This is a genomic window from Bradyrhizobium sp. SZCCHNR1093 (genome assembly GCF_032381175.1).
Classification (GTDB): Bacteria; Pseudomonadota; Alphaproteobacteria; order Rhizobiales; family Xanthobacteraceae; genus Bradyrhizobium.
This window is the reverse complement of record NZ_JAUHJJ010000001.1, coordinates 194,096-211,996: the sequence shown is the minus strand read 5'-3', so window position 1 is coordinate 211,996 and position 17,901 is coordinate 194,096. Positions and strand designations below refer to the sequence as shown.

Sequence of the window (17,901 nt, the reverse complement as noted above, 5' to 3'; positions counted from 1 at the left end):
GGCCCAGCCTCGCGATCTTTCAGGGAGCAACGAATGCCCAAAACCCATATCACGATGAAGGTGAACGGCAGCGAGGTCGAAGGCCTCGCCGAGCCGCGCACGCTGCTGGTTCATTTCCTGCGCGAGCAGGCGCAGCTCACCGGCACCCATATCGGCTGCGAGACCAGCCATTGCGGCGCCTGCACCATCGACATCGACGGCATGAGCGTGAAGAGCTGCACCATGCTCGCGGTGCAGGCCAATGGCTGCGAGATCACCACGATCGAGGGCATGGCCAACGCGGACGGCACGCTGTCGCCGCTGCAGGAAGGCTTCCGCATGATGCACGGCCTGCAATGCGGCTTTTGCACGCCCGGCATGATTTTGCGCGCGCACCGGCTGCTGCAGGAGAATCCGTCGCCGACGGAGGCGGAGATCCGCGCCGGCATCTCCGGCAACATCTGCCGCTGCACCGGCTATCAGAACATCGTCAAGGCGATCCAATACGCCGCCGCCAAGATCAACGGCGTTGAATTCCAGGAGGCCGCGGAATGAACGACATGACTCCCACGCGGGAACAACGCGAAGCCGCGCTCGAAGGCATGGGCTGCCGGCGCAAGCGCGTCGAGGACATCCGCTTTACCCAGGGCAAGGGCAACTACGTCGACGACGTCAAGCTGCCGCGCATGCTGCACGGCGACTTCGTGCGCTCGCCGCATGCCCATGCGCGGGTGAAGGCGATCCACACCGAGGAGGCGCTGAAGGTGCCCGGCGTGCTCGCGGTCATCACTGCCGAGACCTTGAAGACCGTCAACCTCGCCTGGATGCCGACCCTCGCTGGCGACGTGCAGATGGTGCTCGCCGACGGCAAGGTTCTGTTCCAGAACCAGGAGGTCGCCTTTGTCGTGGCCACCGACCGCTACGCCGCCGATGACGGCGTCAACAAGGTCGTGGTCGAGTACGAGCCGCTGCCGGTGCTGGTCGATCCGTTCAAGGCGATGGATTCAGATGCGCCGGTGCTGCGCGAGGACCTCGTCGGCAAGACCTCGGGCGCGCACGGCCCGCGCAAGCACCACAACCACATCTTCGAGTGGAGCGTCGGCGACAAGGAGCTCACCGACGCCGCGTTCAAGAAGGCCGACGTCACGATCAAGGAGATGATCTCCTATCACCGCACCCATCCATCGCCGCTGGAGACCTGCCAGTGCGTCTGCTCGTTCGACAAGATCAAGGGCGAGCTGACGATCTGGGGTACCTTCCAGGCGCCGCATGTCATCCGAACCGTGGTGTCGCTGATCGCGAAACTGCCGGAACAGAAGATCCACGTCATCGCGCCGGATATCGGCGGCGGCTTCGGCAACAAGGTCGGCGCCTATCCTGGCTACATCTGCGCCGCGGTGGCCTCCATCGTCACCGGCAAGCCGGTCAAATGGGTCGAGGACCGCATCGAGAACCTGACCGCGACCGCGTTCGCGCGCGACTACCACATGACCACCGAGATCGCGGCGACCAAGGATGGCAAGGTCACCGGCCTGCGCGTCCACGTGCTGGCCGACCATGGCGGCTTCGATGCCTGCGCCGACCCGTCGAAATGGCCGGCCGGCTTCTTCAACATCGTCACCGGCTCCTATGACTTCCCGGTCGCGCATTGCGTCGTCGACGGCGTCTACACCAACAAGGCGCCGGGCGGCGTCGCCTATCGCTGCTCGTTCCGCGTCACCGAGGCGGCCTATTGCATCGAGCGCGCGATGGACATTCTGGCGCAGAAACTCGGCATGGATCCGGCCGAGCTGCGCCTGAAGAACTTCGTCAGGCCGGAGCAGTTTCCTTATCACTCGGCGCTCGGTTGGGAATATGACTCCGGCGACTACCACACCGCCATGCGCAAGATGATGGAGGCCGTGGACTACGCGGCCTTGCGCAAGGAGCAGGCGGACAAGCGCGCTGCCTTCCAGCGCGGCGAGACCCGCGAGATCATGGGCATCGGCGTGTCCTTCTTCACCGAGATCGTCGGTGCCGGACCGTCGAAGAACTGCGACATCCTGGGGATCGCGATGTTCGATTCCTGCGAGATCCGGCTGCATCCGACCGGCGCCGGCATCGCGCGGATGGGCACCAAGAGCCAGGGCCAGGGGCACGAGACCACCTGGGCCCAGATCATCGCCAGCGAGATCGGCATTCCCGCCGACAACATCATGGTCGAGGAGGGCAACACCGACACGGCGCCCTATGGTCTCGGCACCTACGGCTCGCGCTCGACGCCCGTCGCAGGGGCAGCCATCGCCATGGCCGCACGCAAGATCAAGGCCAAGGCGCAGATGATCGCGGCCTACAAGCTCGAGGTGCACGAGGACGATCTCGAATGGGACATCGACGGCTTCCGCGTCAAGGGCCTGCCGGAGAAGGTGATGTCGATGAAGGACATTTGCTGGGCGGCCTACAACTCCGTGCCGCCGGGCATGGAGCCGGGGCTGGAGGCGGTGAGCTACTACGATCCGCCCAACATGACCTATCCGTTCGGCGCCTATCTCTGCGTGATGGACATCGACGTCGACACCGGCGTGTACAAGGTCCGGCGCTTCTATGCGCTCGATGATTGCGGCACCCGCATCAATCCGATGATCATCGAGGGCCAGATTCATGGCGGCCTCACCGAAGCCTTCGCGATCGCGATGGGCCAGGAGATCCGCTACGATTCCGAGGGCAATGTCGTGACCGGCTCGTTCATGGACTTCTTCATGCCGACCGCGGTCGAGACGCCGCATTGGGAGACCGACTTCACGGTGACGCCCTCGCCGCATCACCCGATCGGCGCCAAGGGCGTCGGCGAAAGCCCCAATGTCGGCGGCGTGCCGGCGTTCTCCAACGCGGTCAATGACGCGTTCTCGTTCTTAGGCTCGACGCACATCCAGATGCCGCATGACTATTGGCGCAACTGGCAGGCAGCGAAGAACCTGGGCGTATTGGGGTCGTAATATTGAAGGCGTTGGCGTTCGCCGCGCGCGCGCGTTCCCTCCCCCCTTGTGGGGGAGGGCTAGGGAGGGGGGTACCCCACGGGCAGTGTGCGTGGAGACCCCCACCCCCAACCCCTCCCCACAAGGGGGAGGGGAGTTCACCTCCGATGACGCAGCAGTCGAACTTGACATGAAAACCCGCGACGACATCGCGCAATCGCTCTCCGCCTGCGGCTACATCGCCGATGGCGAGCTTGCGACTGCGATCGCGCTGATGCATCTGCTCAAGCGGCCGCTGCTGCTGGAAGGCGAGGCCGGGGTCGGCAAGACCGAGGTCGCCAAGGCGCTCGCCTGCGTGCACGGCACCGAGCTGATCCGGCTGCAATGCTATGAGGGTCTTGACCAGAGCTCCGCGCTGTACGAGTGGAACTACCAGCGCCAGCTGCTTGCGATCGAGGCGCATCGCGGCCAGCCGGATACCATCGAGGACCAGATCTTCTCCGAGAAGTATCTGCTGGAGCGGCCACTGCTTGCGGCGATCCGCCGCGCCACGCCGCCGGTGCTGCTGATCGACGAGATCGACCGCGCCGACGACGAATTCGAGGCGTTCCTGCTGGAGCTCCTGTCGGACTTCCAGATATCGATTCCCGAGCTCGGCACCATCAAAGCCATCAGCATCCCGCACGTGGTGCTGACCTCGAACGGCACCCGCGAGCTGTCGGACGCGCTGCGCCGGCGCTGCCTCTATCACTATGTGGACTATCCCGATGTCGATCGCGAGGCCCGCATCATCCTGGCGCGGATCGATGGCGCGTCGGCGTCGCTTGCGCTGCAGATCGCGCGCCTGGTCGAGGGCCTGCGAAAAGAAGAGCTGCGCAAGGTGCCGGGTGTGGCCGAGACGCTGGACTGGGCAGCCGCGCTGGTCGGGCTCGATGTGCGCGACCTCGAGGACCAGCCGGAGGTGGTGCATGACACCTTGATGTGTCTGCTCAAGACGCATGAGGACCGCTGCCGCATCACCCGCGAGGTCGCCGCGCGATTGTTGGGGAAGGTCGCATGAGCTGCTGTGGCGCCACGCCTGATCATGAGGACATGGATGCGGTGGCGCGGCTGGTCGCGGGACGCCTCAGCGCATTTCTCAAGACGCTGCGCGACAACGGCTTTGCGGTCGGCCTGTCGGAGGGGCAGGATGCGGCAGCCGTGATGACCGCAGGCTATACCGACAGGCCCGGCCTGTTGCGCTCCGCCTTCAAGCACCTGTTTTCGGCGCGCAAGAGCGAGTGGGATCGCTTCGACGGCCTGTTCGACGCGTTCTGGCTCGGCAAGCGCGTGCGCTCGCGCGTTCTGACGGCAGGGTCGCCGCAATCGGCGAACAGCCCGTCCCTGAAGAGTCTGCAGGATGCGAATGCTGCTCGGCAGGGGCATCACGGCCCGACCGATCAGATTCCCTCTGACGAAACCCCACGCGAGGCGGCCGGCGAGGGCGTCCGCGAAGGTGCCTCGCGCGTGGAGTCCATCAGCGATACCGACTTCCGCAAGCTCGCAGATCCCGACCAGGTCGCGCTGGCGCATGAGGCGGCGGCGCGGCTCGCCCAGGCCATGCAGACGCGCCTGACCCGCCGCGATCAGCTCCGGCGCAAGGGCGAGCGGCTCGACCTGCGCCGCACCATCCACCGCAACATCAGCCATGGCGGCGTGCCGATCGCGCTGGTGCATCGCCGCCGCAAGCCCAAGCCGCTCCGGCTGGTGGTGCTGCTCGACGCCTCCGGCTCGATGAGCCCCTATACGTCGGTGTTTGTTCGCTTCATCCACGGCGTGCTCGACGCCTTCCGCGAGGCCGAAGCGTTCCTGTTTCACACCCGGCTGGCTCACGTCTCAGATGCGATGAAGGAGAGGGATGCCGCGCGGGCGCTGGATCGGCTGTCGATGATGGCGCAGGGCGCCGGCGGCGGCACCAGGATCGGCGAAAGCCTAGCGACCTTCAACCGCTGGCACGCGCCGCGCGTCATCCATTCGCGCACCTGCGTGATGATCGTCTCCGACGGCTACGACACCGGTGATCCAGCCTTGCTCGGCCGCGAGATGGCGCAACTGCGACGCCGTTGCCGCCGTATCGTCTGGCTCAATCCGATGCTCGGCTGGCACGGCTACGCGCCGGAAGCCCGCGGCATCAAGGCGGCGCTGCCGCATGTCGATCTCTACGCGCCCGCGCATACGCTGGGCTCGCTCGCGGCGCTCGAGCCTTATTTGGCGAGGTTGTGAGATGACGAGGGTGAGCCGCTCTGAAGTGTTGTTGACGCAGACTGCCTCGGCATCGGCGGTCGGCTCCCTCCCCCCTTGTGGGGGAGGGCTGGGGAGGGGGGCACCCCGAGTTCGGTGCAAGACGCCCCCCTCCCTAACCCTCCCCCACGAGGGGGGAGGGAACAGACCTTCAGTGCTGCTGCAGACTGCCTCGAACGTGCGCCAGAGGAGGCACCCATGACCACCTCCTCCGAACTGCTCGATCTCGCCGCCCAATTGAAAGCTGCCGACGAAAGCTTCGTGCTCGCCACCGTCGTGCGCACGGTGTCGGTGACCGCGGCAAAGGCCGGTGCCAAGGCGATCATCCGACCGGATGGCGCCATCGTTGCGGGCTGGATCGGCGGCGGCTGCGCCCGTGGCGCGGTGCTGAAAGCCGCGCGCGAGGCGCTCGCCGACGGTGTCCCGCGCATGGTCTCGGTGCAGCCGGACGACCTGCTCGCTGAGCTCGGCGTCAAGCCGGGCGAGATGAAAGAGGGCGTGCGCTTCGCCGCCAACATGTGTCCGAGCAAGGGCACGATGGACATCTTCGTCGAGCCGGTGCTGCCGTATCCCGCGCTGGTGATCTTAGGCGCGAGCCCGGTGGCGCTGTCGCTCGCCGCGCAGGCGCGGCCGCTCGGCTATCACGTGACGCTGGCGGCGCCGGCGTCCGATCTCGTCACGACACCAGAGGCCGATGTGCTGATCGATGGCTTCGCGCTGGATCAACCGGCCGGGAGCAGCCGCTTCGTCGTGGTGTCGACGCAAGGCAAGGGCGACGAGGCGGCCTTGCGCACCGCACTCGCCTGCGATGCGGCCTACCACGCCTTCGTCGGCAGCCGCCGCAAGATGGACAGCCTGCGCGACAAGCTGATCAAGGACGGCATCGACGCCGCGCTGCTCGACAAGGTCAAGGCCCCGGCGGGCCTCGATCTCGGCGCCATCACGCCGGAGGAGATCGCGATGTCGATTCTGGCCGAGATCACTCAGGTGCGGCGGCGCGGCCAGCGCGGCTGAATTCCGTCACGGCGCGAGCGGCAGGTCGAACGAGACCCTGAGCCCGTCCGGCGCGAAGTCGCGCGTGACCTCGCCCTTCAGCGCGGCGCCGAGAATGCGCTCGAACAGCAGCGAACCGAAGCCGTTGCGTGCGGGCGGGGAGACATCCGGCCCGCCGTTCTCCTGCCAGAACAGCTTGAGCCGTCCGTCGGCATGGGTCCAGCCCAGCGTCACCCGCCCCGCATCGTTCGACAGCGCGCCGTATTTCACCGCGTTGGTGACGAGCTCGTGCAGGCCCATCGACAGATACAGCGCGATGCCCGGCGCGAGCTGCAGGGCGGGGCCGTCGACGGCGATCCGGTCGGACTGCAACGGCGCCAGCTCGGCGCACACCAGCTCATTGAGCGCGATCGCTTCGCGGCCGCGATCCAGCGCCAGCGCGTGGCTGCGCGTCAGCGCCGCGATACGGCCGCGCAGCACCTCGCCGAACTCGGCCAGCGCCGAATCGGCGCGGATGCTCAGCGCGATGACGCTGTCGACCAGCGCCAGCGTGTTCTTGACGCGGTGATTGAGCTCGTGGACCAGCACGCGATGGTGCTGCTCGACCGTGCGCCGCCGCGCATTCTCGGTGCGCAGTGCGATTTCGTCCATCACGATCTCGCTGAGCTCGGTGAGCTGGGCGATGTCGTCGTCGCTCCACGGCCGCGGCTCGTGATCGATGGCGCAGAGCGCGCCGATCACCTCGCCGCTCGGCAGCCGCAGGGGAACGCCGAGATAGGCGATCACGCCGAGAACCGGCACCGCGAGATTGTCCTTCACCAGCGGATGCTCGTTGGCGTCGCTGATCACCAGCGGCTGCGCCGAGGTCACGACGTGCTGGCAGAAGGAGTGGCTGAGCGGCGTCTCGCGCAGCGACGCCCATGGCTCGCACAGGCCGACCGAGCTCTTGAAGAACTGCCGGTCGCGATCGACCAGCGCGATGATCGCCGCTGGGGCCTGCAACAGCCGCGTGGTCAGGCGCGTGACGCGGTCGAAGCCCGGCTCCGGCGGCGAGTCGAGCAGCTCGGTCTGCAACAGGGAAGTCAATCGGTCTGGCGCGGAGGCGTCGCGATCGGACGTCATGCAGCTTTCGTCGGTCGGGCGTTCAGCCGGTGACAGGTTGCAAGACGGACCGGACGGAGCGCAAATCCGGAGCCGGTCGATCGTGCGGCGCAGTGGTATTCGGCTGGAACGAAGCCGGCGCAGAGACGAGATGAAGCCATCAACGCGGCCATCGCCGCGCTTCAGGGCGGGGCGAATCCCGGTTCCACGCAGGTAACCAAGTGGTAGACTATGGCCTGACCAAGGCAAGTTCGGCATTCCGCCGCAGGTTCTCTTTGGTATGCATTATACCCGTCAGCCCCCCTTGACCGCACCCGCCGTCAGGCCGGCCACGATCTGCCGCTGTGCGAACACGGTCAGCAGCAGCACCGGCAGGGTCACGATCAGCGCCGCCGCCGCGAGCGGCCCCCACGAGAGCTGATCGAACGAGATCATGTTGTAGACCGCGACCGGCAAGGTGCGGGTCTCGCGTCCGGCCAGCACGATGCCGAACACGAAATTATTCCAGGAGAAGATCACCGCGAGGATGAAGGCGACCGCGAGGCCGGGCTTCGCCACCGGCAATGCCACGTGGCGGAAAACCTGCCAGCGCGTTGCGCCGTCGATGCGCGCGGCTTCCTCGAGCTCGATCGGCGTGGTCTCGAAATAGCCGATCATGATCCAGATCACGATCGGCACGGTGACGACGAGATGGATGATGATCTGCGGCCACAGCGTGCCGAGCAGGCCGAGCCACTGAAACAAGAGGAACAGCGGGATGAGGTATGACAGGCCGGGCGTGATGCGCGCGATCAGGATCACGATCGCCGATTTATGCGCGGCCATCCGTGCGATGCCGTAGCCGGCGGGCACGCCGACCAGCATGGCGAGAAAAGTCGCGCCGCCGGTCACCAGCAGGCTGTTCTTGAAATAGGTGAAGAAGCGGTTGGACGACAGCACGTCGGCATAGTTCTTCCAGGCGAAATGCTCCGGCCAGAACACCGGCGGATACGCGGCGTTGTCGACCTCGAACTTCACCGACAGCGAGATCATCCAGAGGAAGAACAGGATCGCCGGGGAGACGATGAGGAAGACGCCGAGCGCGAGGCCGAGCCGGCCGAGGATGGTCTGCGCGCTCATGCGTCGCTCCCCAGCGCATTCCACTGTGCGCGCCGGCGCAGCACCAGCAAGAGCGCAGTCAGCGCGATGATCAGCGCGAAGAACACCACCGCGATCGCCGAGGCATAGCCGAGGTCGTAATAGACGAAGGCGACGCTGTAGAGATAGAGGTTGATGGTCTCCGACGCCGAGCCCGGCCCGCCCTGGGTGATCGCGAAGATGATGTCGAAGCTCTTGATGGCGTCGATGGCGCGGATCATCGCGGCGATGAACAGGAACGGCATGATCAGCGGCAAGGTGATGTAGCGGAACATCTGCCAGGTCGAGGCACCGTCGATCTGCGCGCTCTCATAGGGCTCGGTCGGCAGCGAGGCGATGCCGCCGAGCACGATCAGCATGACCAGCGGCGTCCACTGCCAGGTCTCGACCAGCACCAGCGAGGGGATCACCGTGCCCGGATGAAACACCCAGAGCTGTGGCGGCAGGCCCACCAGCGACAAAAGATAGTTCAGGATGCCGAGCTGCGGGTGGAACATCATCGTCCACACCAGCGCGATCGCCACCGGCGTCGCCATCATCGGCATGATGAACAGCGCGCGCAGCAGCCCCCGGCCCGGGAAGCGCGCATGGAAGATCACCGCCGCGAAGGTGCCGAGCACCAGCGGCAGCAGCACCGATAGAGCCGTGTAGGACAGCGTGTGCCCGACCGACTCGACGAAGCGCGGGTCGGCCGGCAGCCGCAGGTAGTTCGACAGCCCGACGAAGGTCGTGGGTGAGCCGACCTTCCACTCCTGGAAGCTCATCCAGATCGTGAACAGCCAGGGAAAGATGATCACCGCGAGCACGGTGACCAGCGCCGGCACCACGAACGGCCAGTACGACGGCGGCCGCAACGCACGTTCCGGCGCAGCGGCGTCCGCTGCCGCGCCGGCCTGTTCGACGATCGTGCTCACGCTTTCTCGCTGCGCTCCAGGATCGGGCGGAACTGCTCGTGCGCCTTCTTCAGCTCGGTCGCGGGATCGGCGCCCGACAGGGTGGCGGTCAACGCAGCGCCGACGAGGTCGCGGAATTCGGCGACCGGGATGATCACGGGCAGGCCGAGCTTAGAGATCTTGCCGGAGTCGATCGCCGACTGCAGCCACTCCTTCGGCATCTTCACGCCGCCCTGGACTCCGGGATCGTTGAGCACCGAGTTGCGGAACGGTACGCCGCCGCCGGCTTGCACCAGGCGGGCGCCTTGCGGCTTCGACACAAGCCACTGGCACAGCAGCCAGGCGGCTTCCTTGTTCTTGCTCGCAGCCGCAATGCCGATGCCGTCGCCATAGGTCGCCGAGTACTGTCCCTTCGGTCCGGCGGGCACCACGGTGTAGCCGACCTTGCCGACCACGCGCGAGGCATTGGCGTCCTCCAGCGGCGGCGCCCAGCCGACGCCGTCGATCCACATCGCCGAGCGGCCTTGCGTGAACGAGGCCATCGACTCCATCCAGTTGAAGCCGGCCACGCCGGGCGGCGCGCAGGTGGTCAGCAGCTTCTGATACAGCTTGGTGGCCTCGATCGCTTCGGGGCCGTCGGTCAGGATGTTGCCCTTGGCGTCGAGGAACTCGCCGCCGTAGTTGAGAAAGAAGTTCGTCCACAGGGTCATGTTGGCGTTGCGCAGGCCGCGGCCGACGAAGCCGAACGTGCCGTCCTTGGCATCGGTCAGCTTCTGCGCCGCCGTGACCATCTCGTCGAGCGTCTTCGGCACTTCGACGCCCTTCTTCGCGAACAGCTCCTTGTTGTAGTAGAGGATGAAGTAGTCCACCGACCATGGCAGCGAGAACATCCGGCCCTTGTCGTTGCTGGCGTAAGTCAGCCCGGCGGCGGAGAAATCGCTCTGCACGAGGTCCGGCGCCGTGAGGTTCGGATCCTTCATGAAGTCGGTGATGTCGGCGAGCCAGCCGGCCTTCTCGAACTGCCGCTTCTGCACGTGATAGCTGAGATGGACGACGTCGAAGCTCGGCTTGCCCGACGACAGTTCGATCACGACCTTCTGTCGCTGCTGCTGCTCCGGGATCTGCTCGGATTCCACCTCGATGCCGGTCAGCGCGGTGAATTCCTTGATGTTCTTCTGCAGATTGTCGCCGCGCGGCCCCTTGGCGAGGATCACCTCGAGCTTGGTACCGGCATATTTCTTCCACTGCGGCTCAGACCAGGCCGGCTGGCCGGTGAGCGCCAGCGCGCCTGCTGCTGCCGTGCCCGCAAGCATGTTGCGGCGCGTGATCGCGGTCATCATATCCTCCCAGAAGACTTCTTGTTTGGTCGTGAAGTGTAGCGCGATCCAGCGGCGCTGCAACAGCATGGTGCCCGTTCGGCTGGGAATGCGACGACAGCGCGTGGTGCGATGCGGCAATCCGTTATGCGCCCGATGCGGCTGTGAAATCCGCCCGCTCCAGCAGCCACGACAGTGCAAAGCCAGCGACGAGCCCCCAGAACGCGGCGCCGATGTTGAGCAGTGGCACGTCGGCGACGGTGACCAGGAAGGCGATCAGGGCGCCGAGGGAGAAGTTCGTTCTGAACGCGGTCACGAACGCCGTTTGCAGCACGCGCAGCATGGCGAGGCCCGCCAGCGCGGTGATCAATGATTTCGGCGCGATCAGCAGCAGCGTGGTGAAGGTCGGCGCCAGCAGGCCGAAGCCGAGCGCAAGCACGCCCACGACCATCGCCGCGGAATAGTGACGTTTGCGCTCGCCGCCGGAGACGACGATGGCGTTGGTCGGTCCGGTCAGGCAGGTCGACACGCCGCCCACGACAGCCGCGAGCGCCGAGCCGATGCCGCAGGCCACGGTCACCACATTGACCGGGGGCGTGTGGCCGGCGGCGGTCAGCACCGCAAAGCCTTGGCCGTTCTGCACCACCAGCACGGTGACCGCGAGCGGCACGATCAGCTCGATCATGGCCGCCAGCGACCAGGACGGCGTCTGGATCACGGGCCGGATCAGCGCGATCTGCAGCGACGCGCTCTGGTCGTATTTGCCGAACAGGATGGCTGCGAGCGTGCCAATGACGAGCGCGCCGATGATCGGCGGGCAGCGCCGGCCCAGCGCAGGGAGCGCGGTCAACAGCAGCCAGAGCACGACCATCGGCCCGGCGATGGCAAAGTCGGCGAACACGGCGCGGACGAGATCCAGCCCGAAGCGCAGGAACACGCCGGCGACCATGCCCATCACGATCGGCATCGGCACCAATTGCATCGCGCGCTTGACCCAGCCGCTAAGCCCGAGGATCAGCATCAGCAGCGCCGTGCCGTAGAACGCGCCGACCACCTGCGGGAAGGTCAGATGCGTCAGCGACTGGCCGACCAGCACGGTGCCCGGAATGGTCCAGAACAGCACCAGCGGCTCGCGATAGAGCCACGACAGCAGCAGCGTGATTGCCCCGTTGATGAAGAACACGCCGAAGATCCACGACGCGATCTCGCCTTGCGACAGCCCGCCATTGGCGCCGACCGACAGGATGATGGCGACCGGTCCGGTGATCGCGAACAGCCAGCCGATGAAGCCGTGTGACACATAGAGTGGGCCCAAATCGCTGGTGATCTGCCCCGCTGCCGGCGGCGGGCCTGCGGGACGTTCGATGGCGCTGAACATGGGAAGGCGGCTCGGGCGGGGTTCTTGTTGTTGTCGTTGGTGTCGTGGGGGATGTTGGCCGAAGCGGACGGGGCGTGCAAGGCGGGGGGCTGATTGGCGGATGACGCTGCGCTAATCCGCCGAATGCATCCTCGCCGTCGGCTGCTGGTTGGCTCCAATGCTGCCCGTCGACCAAAATCAGCTCGTCTCCCTGAATCCTGTCCAGCCCTTCGGATAAAAATAAATCGCTTGTCGAGTTCGCCAAATCAGCATTATGGTCCCGCTCGTTCCGTTGCGTCGGAGGGGACGTATCGCGGTCGTCATGGACGTCGGCAGCGGAATGCGATGGGCGGGTCGGGTTGCAGCGCGTTTTCGCGCCGACGAACAACTCGGCACGCACGGTCAAGTCGCGCGGTCCTGATACCCCGATGCTGGTATCCCGCGTCATGCGCTTAAAGCGCATGGGGCGCACGGTGGCCAAAAGCCGGTGCACCGGGGAGAACGCGAAGCAGCCGTTAAAGCCATCGCGCAGGGAGGGCCGGGTGTGTTCGGCCAGACCTGTGGTACCTGCCGCCTGCTTTTTTTTCAGCAGGCGGGCCACGGGCGCGGCCAGCGCCCGGCCTTCCCTGCGCCCTTCATCTCGTGAGGGCGGCACGATGAGCAAAGCTCGGACGCAAAATGCGTCGCGAGATCGCGGAGCTGTATCTCCAGATGTCGGCAGACAATGTTGCCATGAAAGACACCGCGGGCGTCGTTGCGAGCGCAGCGAAGCAATCCAGGATCTCTCCGTTGAGGCACCCTGGATTGCTTCGTCGCTGCGCTCCTCGCAATGACGGCGTACGGGGCAAGCTGTCCACCCTCCCCTGGAGGGGGAGGGTCGCCTCACGACGAGCGAAGCGAGACGTGAGGCGGGGTGGGGTGATCTCTCCACTTGCACCAGAGCCTGCGGAGAGATCACCCCACCCCGCTCGCCCGCTTCGCGTGCGATCGACCCTCCCCCTCCAGAGGAGGGTGGCCAAATCGAGTTCTAGCGCGAGAAGGATGAGGCGACGTTCGCAGACAACCGAGGTCAGTCGAACAGGCTCGACACCGATTCTTCCGCCGCCGTGCGGCCGATCGCCTCGGCGATCAGCGGCGCGATCGCCAGCGTGCGGATGTTGGGCGCGTTGCGGACCGCTTCGGTCGGCATGATGGAGTCGGTGATGACGAGCTCCTTCAGGCGCGACGAGGTGATGCGGGTCGCGGCACCGCCGGAGAGCACGCCATGCGTGATGTAGGCGTAGACGTCCTTGGCGCCGTATTTGAGCAGCGCGTCGGCCGCGTTCACCAGGGTGCCGCCGGAATCGACGATGTCGTCGATCAGGATGCAGGTGTGCCCGGAGACGTCGCCGATCACGTTCATGACCTCGGACTCGCCGGGACGCTCGCGGCGCTTGTCGACGATGGCGAGCGGCGTGTTGATGCGCTTGGCCAAGCCGCGGGCGCGCGCCACGCCGCCGACGTCCGGCGAGACGACCATGAGGCTGGAGAGATCGAAGCGATCCTTGATGTCGCGCACCATCAGCGGCGAGGCAAAAAGGTTATCGGTGGGGATGTCGAAGAAACCCTGGATCTGGCCGGCGTGCAGATCGAGCGTCATGACGCGGTCGACGCCCGCATGGGTGATCAGATTGGCGACGAGCTTGGCCGAGATCGGCGTGCGCGAGTTCGATTTGCGATCCTGCCGCGCATAGCCGAAATAGGGCACCACGGCGGTGATGCGGCGCGCGGAGGCGCGGCGCAGCGCATCGGTGATGATCAGGAGCTCCATCAGCAGGTCGTTCGCCGGATAGGACGTCGATTGAATGATGAAGACGTCGGAGCCGCGGACGTTCTCCTGGATCTCGACGAAGATCTCCATGTCGGCGAAGCGCCGGACCACCGCTTTCGTCAGCGGCAGCCCAAGTTCAGCGGCGATGCCGGCGGCGAGGGCCGGATTGGAGTTGCCGGCGACGAGTTTGATGGAGCCGTTCTTGGCCGACATCGTGAATTCTCCTCGCGTCTCGCTGGAGACCTTGTTCAGCATATCGGGCTATCCATGGAACCGGCAGTTTTGCACGGGCGAGGTGATATCAAGGACACTGCGCGCATGGCAACCCGCCGCAGGCGTTTTTCCCGGTCAAACAGGTGTTTTTCCCGGTCAAGAACGGCGCAAATTGCGCCTCTTTGCCTAATGGTCGGTGTAGCCGAGGGCCGCGACGCTGGTGCCGTCGGATCTGGGCGATGCGGGCTCGGCCGCGGCGACCGCGGGGCCGCGGGCGGCCGGCGCCGCCGGTGGCGCGCTGTCGGCCGGCGCGGTGCCGTTCAGCATGTTCGAAAGTCCGCTGAAGCCAGCCTGCGCGATTTTCCGAAGCACCATGTCGTCGACATTGTTCCACGGATCGCGGCCGCCGCGTCCGACCGGCTCTTCGCCCGACAGCCGCAGCGCGCGCTGCTGATTGCGATCGTAGACGTCGAACACCCAGGCGATCACGCCCTTGCCGCTGACGACCTGGGCGGAGAGATAGGTGCGGACACGATACGCTGCAGGGGCCTCGCGCGACACGATGGCGAGGCTGCGCAGCTTGGACTCGCTGTCGAGCACGCTGACCATGCGATCGAAGATTTGCGGCGGCGGGCCGTCGATCTGCTCGAAGGCGATCGTGGCGCTATCGGATGCAGGCGCCATCGCATAGGCGTTGGACGGACCACCGCTGCTGGTCGCGCAGCCGCCGAGCGTTGCGGCGGACGTCATCAGCAAAACGGCAACGCAGGCGTGCTGCGCAGCGCGGCTGATCCGTCGAAGTGGTGTCGGCGCTCCCCTCATCGTCGGGAGCGATATCGTTAAAATCGATTAACGTCTAGGTCGCGGCTGCCACAGATCGGGACAGAGTGCACTCAGTTGTACAGAAAGGGTTAAGCAATCCACATGCGGCCACAATGGCGCCCAGCTTCAGCCTTCGAGCATGATGGCGTGGACGTGCCGGCCATAGTCCGGCTCGTTGCGATGGACCGAGCGGCGGTAACTGAAGAAGCGCTCGTCGACATAGGTGTCGAGGCCGAGATCGTCGATCAGCAGCACGCCGGCGTTTTCCAGCCGCATCCGGATGAAGCCGGCGAGGTCGAACATCGCGTGGCCGTCGCGAACCGACGGCAGGAAGAAGCGCGCGTGCTCGGCGTCGTCGTCGAGGAAGCGCGTGACGAACTCGGCGCCGACCTCGTAGCTCGGCTGGCGGATCAGGGGGCCGATCGCGGCAATGATCCGGCCGCGCTCTGCGCCGAGCTCCTCCATCGCCTGCAGCGTGCCTTCGAGCACGCCGGTGAGCGCACCTTTCCAGCCGGCATGGGCCGCGCCGATGACGCGCTCATGCGGGTCGACGAACAGGATCGGCCCGCAATCGGCCGTGGTAACGCCGATCGCGAGATTCGGCGTCGTGGTCACCAGCGCATCGGCCTTAGGCCTGACGGGGCCGTCCCAGGGCCCGGTCGCAACCACGACGTCGGGCGAATGAATCTGGTGCAGGCTGAGGAACTGGTCGGGCGCGACGCCGAGATGGACGGCCATGCGGCGGCGGTTTTCGCGGACGTTCTCCGGCACGTCATTCGATCCAAGCCCGCCATTGAGCCCGGCATAGATGCCGTCGGAGACGCCGCCCTCGCGGGTGAAGAACGCGTGGCGCAGGCCAGGAATCGCGGACATCACATCCGATGATACCAGCATCATGCGCCTCCCGTCGTCTCGTTGGTGTGTTCGTCGCTGATGCCCGCCAGCACCGGAATGGCCGGATCGGAGATGCCGACCACCTTGAACAGCGACCCCATTCCGCCGCGGCCGCCGCCGGTCAGGCGCTTCAGCCCGCTCGCGATGTCCTCCGAGACTTCCGGCGACGCCTTCTGCATGAGGGTCAGCGCGCGGGTTTCGATGCCGAGCCGCTGCAGGAACTCGCCCTGCGTGACCGGGCCGTGAACGCGCGCGCCGACGGCTTCCGCGGCCCGCGCCAGCGCGTCGAAATCGACATGGGCGGTGATGTCGGCAAGCCCCGGTGTCTTGAGGGGATCAGCGAAGCTATGACGGGCGATGGCCTGGAAGGTGTCGCCGACGTCGCTGCGCACATGGCCGTAATCAATGATGACGGCGGCGCCGCGCTGGTCGCGGATGCGCCTGGCGATGGCCATCATCTCGGTGTTCGGCCGCCATTCGAAGATCGCGCCGGCCGGGGCGGCGCGCACCAGAGGCGGCAGCAGCAGCTCGAAGCCGGGCGTCGGATCGGCGGCCGCGCCGTAGACGAAGTTCTCCTCCTCGTCGAGCTCGACCACGCGCTCGTGCCAGCCGGTTTCGCGCTTCACCATCTGGTGAATCGGCAGCACGTCGAAATACTCGTTGGCGAAGATGACGCTGGGGCCCTCCGGCACCTCGTCGAAGCTCTCGTGCCAGGTGACGTTGCGCAGGCCGGTCAGCGTCGCCTTCTGCTTTTCACGCAGCACCGGATTGACCTCGACCATGTGAACCGAGATCGTCTGGTACAGCGGCGGCAGCACGCGCAGCGCCCGCAGCGCATCCGACATCATGGTGCCGCGGCCGGGCCCGAGCTCGATCAGCCGGAACTGCTGCGGCGAGCCGGCCGCCTTCCAGATCGAGGCCGCCCACAGCCCGAGCAGCTCGCCGAACATCTGGCTCACTTCGGGGGCGGTGGTGAAGTCGCCCTCGCGTCCGAGCGGATCGCGCGAGATGTAGTAGCCGTGCTCCGGATGCATCAGGCACAGCTCCATGTAGCGCCAGACCGGCATCGGGCCGGACGCCTTGATCAGCCGCTTGATCTCGGTGTGGAGCGGAGACGTTTCGATCACGGATTGGCCTGCAGCGGGGGAGTGGCTTGACGACTCTCGGGCCTGCGCAGCGCCCGTGCCACGAGAACGGCGCCGACGATCAGCATCGGCACCGACAGCAGCATGCCCATGGTCAGGCCGCGCCAGAGGAAGCCGAGTTGCTCGTCCGGCTCGCGGAACAGCTCGCTGACGATGCGCGCCGTGCCATAGAGGCCGATGAAGCTGCCGAGGATCATGCCGGGCCGCCTCAGCGCGCCGATCCGGATCATGATCGCCAGGACGATGAACAGCAGGATGCCTTCGAGGCCGGCTTCGTAGAGTTGGCTCGGATGGCGCGGCAGGTGGGTCGGATCGCGCGGGAAGATCATCGCCCAGGGCAGGCTGGGATCGGCCGTGCGGCCCCACAACTCGCTGTTGATGAAATTGGCGATGCGGCCAAGCAGCAGCCCGATCGGAGCGACGGCGGTGGTGAGGTCGCCGAGCGACAGGATCGGCAGGCCGTTGCGGCGGCTGAACCAGATCACGGCGATGACGCAGCCCATGAAGCCGCCATGGAACGACATGCCGCCCTTCCACAGCTGGAAGATCTCCAGCGGATGGTCGATGAAGAATGGCAGGTTGTAGAACAGCACGTAGCCGGTGCGGCCGCCGAGAATGATGCCGATCGTGACCCAGAGAATGAAATCGTCGAGCTGTGGCAGCGAGATCGGCGCCGGGCCTCCCCACAGCCGGTCCTTCTTCAGCAGCGAGCGAGCGTAGAGCCAGCCGAGCACGATGCCGCAGATATAGGCCAGCGCGTACCAGCGGATCGCGAACGGGCCGATGGCGATCGCAACCGGATCGAACACGGGGAAGTCGATGAGGAGAGGCGTCATTCACTGGCTTTCGTGGACACGGCGTCCCGCTTCTGGAAGCCCCCGGGCGATGCGGGCTTCGAACGGGCCCCGCCACATGAACAGGCGCGGCGCGATGTGATCTCAGGGCTGCTCATACCAGCGCCGCGGGCCGGCGCAACAAGTACGATGACAAGGAAACCAAGGCATGAC

The 17,901-nt window shown here is 66.2% G+C and carries 15 protein-coding genes; 5 read left to right on the top strand and 10 right to left on the bottom strand.

What is annotated here, in order from left to right; translation table 11 throughout:
- Positions 1 to 33 precede the first annotated feature (33 nt).
- The 5 genes from QX070_RS01050 to QX070_RS01030 all read left to right on the top strand — a co-directional run bounded on the left by QX070_RS01050 (position 34) and on the right by QX070_RS01030 (position 6,227).
- Positions 34 to 534, top strand: coding sequence for a (2Fe-2S)-binding protein (locus QX070_RS01050; RefSeq protein ID WP_315734004.1), 501 nt, complete (start codon positions 34 to 36; stop codon positions 532 to 534).
- Positions 531 to 2,954 (top strand): aerobic carbon-monoxide dehydrogenase large subunit, encoded by a 2,424-nt coding sequence (locus tag QX070_RS01045; RefSeq protein ID WP_315734002.1) that lies wholly within the window; start codon positions 531 to 533, stop codon positions 2,952 to 2,954. Before QX070_RS01050 ends, QX070_RS01045 begins: the two co-directional genes overlap by 4 nt.
- 169 nt (positions 2,955 to 3,123) lie before the next feature.
- Positions 3,124 to 3,993: a MoxR family ATPase gene (locus QX070_RS01040; protein ID WP_315734000.1), complete on the top strand. Its 870-nt coding sequence runs from the start codon at positions 3,124 to 3,126 to the stop codon at positions 3,991 to 3,993.
- Complete coding sequence (locus QX070_RS01035) at positions 3,990 to 5,195, top strand: VWA domain-containing protein (RefSeq protein ID WP_315733998.1); 1,206 nt, start codon at positions 3,990 to 3,992, stop codon at positions 5,193 to 5,195. The genes QX070_RS01040 and QX070_RS01035 overlap by 4 nt, the downstream gene beginning before the upstream one ends.
- A 216-nt stretch (positions 5,196 to 5,411) precedes the next feature.
- Entirely contained in the window at positions 5,412 to 6,227 is an 816-nt protein-coding gene (locus QX070_RS01030) for an XdhC/CoxI family protein (RefSeq protein WP_315733995.1), read from the top strand.
- A 6-nt stretch (positions 6,228 to 6,233) separates the two neighbouring features.
- Here QX070_RS01030 and QX070_RS01025 read toward each other — a convergent pair whose 3' ends face one another.
- From QX070_RS01025 to lgt, 10 genes are all read right to left on the bottom strand, one after another.
- Entirely contained in the window at positions 6,234 to 7,328 is a 1,095-nt protein-coding gene (locus QX070_RS01025) for an HWE histidine kinase domain-containing protein (protein ID WP_315733993.1), read from the bottom strand.
- Positions 7,329 to 7,601: 273 nt separating this feature from the next.
- Positions 7,602 to 8,426 (bottom strand): carbohydrate ABC transporter permease, encoded by an 825-nt coding sequence (locus QX070_RS01020; RefSeq protein WP_315733991.1) that lies wholly within the window; start codon positions 8,424 to 8,426, stop codon positions 7,602 to 7,604.
- A complete protein-coding gene (locus QX070_RS01015; protein WP_315733989.1) occupies positions 8,423 to 9,358 on the bottom strand; it encodes a sugar ABC transporter permease in 936 nt (311 codons plus the stop codon). The genes QX070_RS01020 and QX070_RS01015 overlap by 4 nt, the downstream gene beginning before the upstream one ends.
- Positions 9,355 to 10,674 (bottom strand): sugar ABC transporter substrate-binding protein, encoded by a 1,320-nt coding sequence (locus tag QX070_RS01010; RefSeq protein ID WP_315733987.1) that lies wholly within the window; start codon positions 10,672 to 10,674, stop codon positions 9,355 to 9,357. Before QX070_RS01010 ends, QX070_RS01015 begins: the two co-directional genes overlap by 4 nt.
- 124 nt (positions 10,675 to 10,798) lie before the next feature.
- Positions 10,799 to 12,031 (bottom strand): benzoate/H(+) symporter BenE family transporter, encoded by a 1,233-nt coding sequence (locus tag QX070_RS01005; protein WP_315733985.1) that lies wholly within the window; start codon positions 12,029 to 12,031, stop codon positions 10,799 to 10,801.
- Between the two features lie 1,048 nt (positions 12,032 to 13,079).
- Positions 13,080 to 14,033 (bottom strand): ribose-phosphate pyrophosphokinase, encoded by a 954-nt coding sequence (locus QX070_RS01000; RefSeq protein WP_315735662.1) that lies wholly within the window; start codon positions 14,031 to 14,033, stop codon positions 13,080 to 13,082.
- A gap of 186 nt (positions 14,034 to 14,219) precedes the next feature.
- Positions 14,220 to 14,783 (bottom strand): hypothetical protein, encoded by a 564-nt coding sequence (locus QX070_RS00995; protein WP_315733982.1) that lies wholly within the window; start codon positions 14,781 to 14,783, stop codon positions 14,220 to 14,222.
- A 198-nt stretch (positions 14,784 to 14,981) separates the two neighbouring features.
- Positions 14,982 to 15,728 carry a peptidoglycan editing factor PgeF gene (pgeF, locus tag QX070_RS00990; RefSeq protein WP_409998862.1) on the bottom strand — a complete coding sequence of 249 codons (747 nt, stop codon included), beginning with the start codon at positions 15,726 to 15,728 and terminating at the stop codon, positions 14,982 to 14,984.
- 20 nt (positions 15,729 to 15,748) lie between these two features.
- Positions 15,749 to 16,876: a class I SAM-dependent methyltransferase gene (locus QX070_RS00985; RefSeq protein WP_315733979.1), complete on the bottom strand. Its 1,128-nt coding sequence runs from the start codon at positions 16,874 to 16,876 to the stop codon at positions 15,749 to 15,751.
- A complete protein-coding gene (gene lgt / locus QX070_RS00980; protein ID WP_315733978.1) occupies positions 16,873 to 17,730 on the bottom strand; it encodes a prolipoprotein diacylglyceryl transferase in 858 nt (285 codons plus the stop codon). Before lgt ends, QX070_RS00985 begins: the two co-directional genes overlap by 4 nt.
- Positions 17,731 to 17,901: the final 171 nt, after the last annotated feature.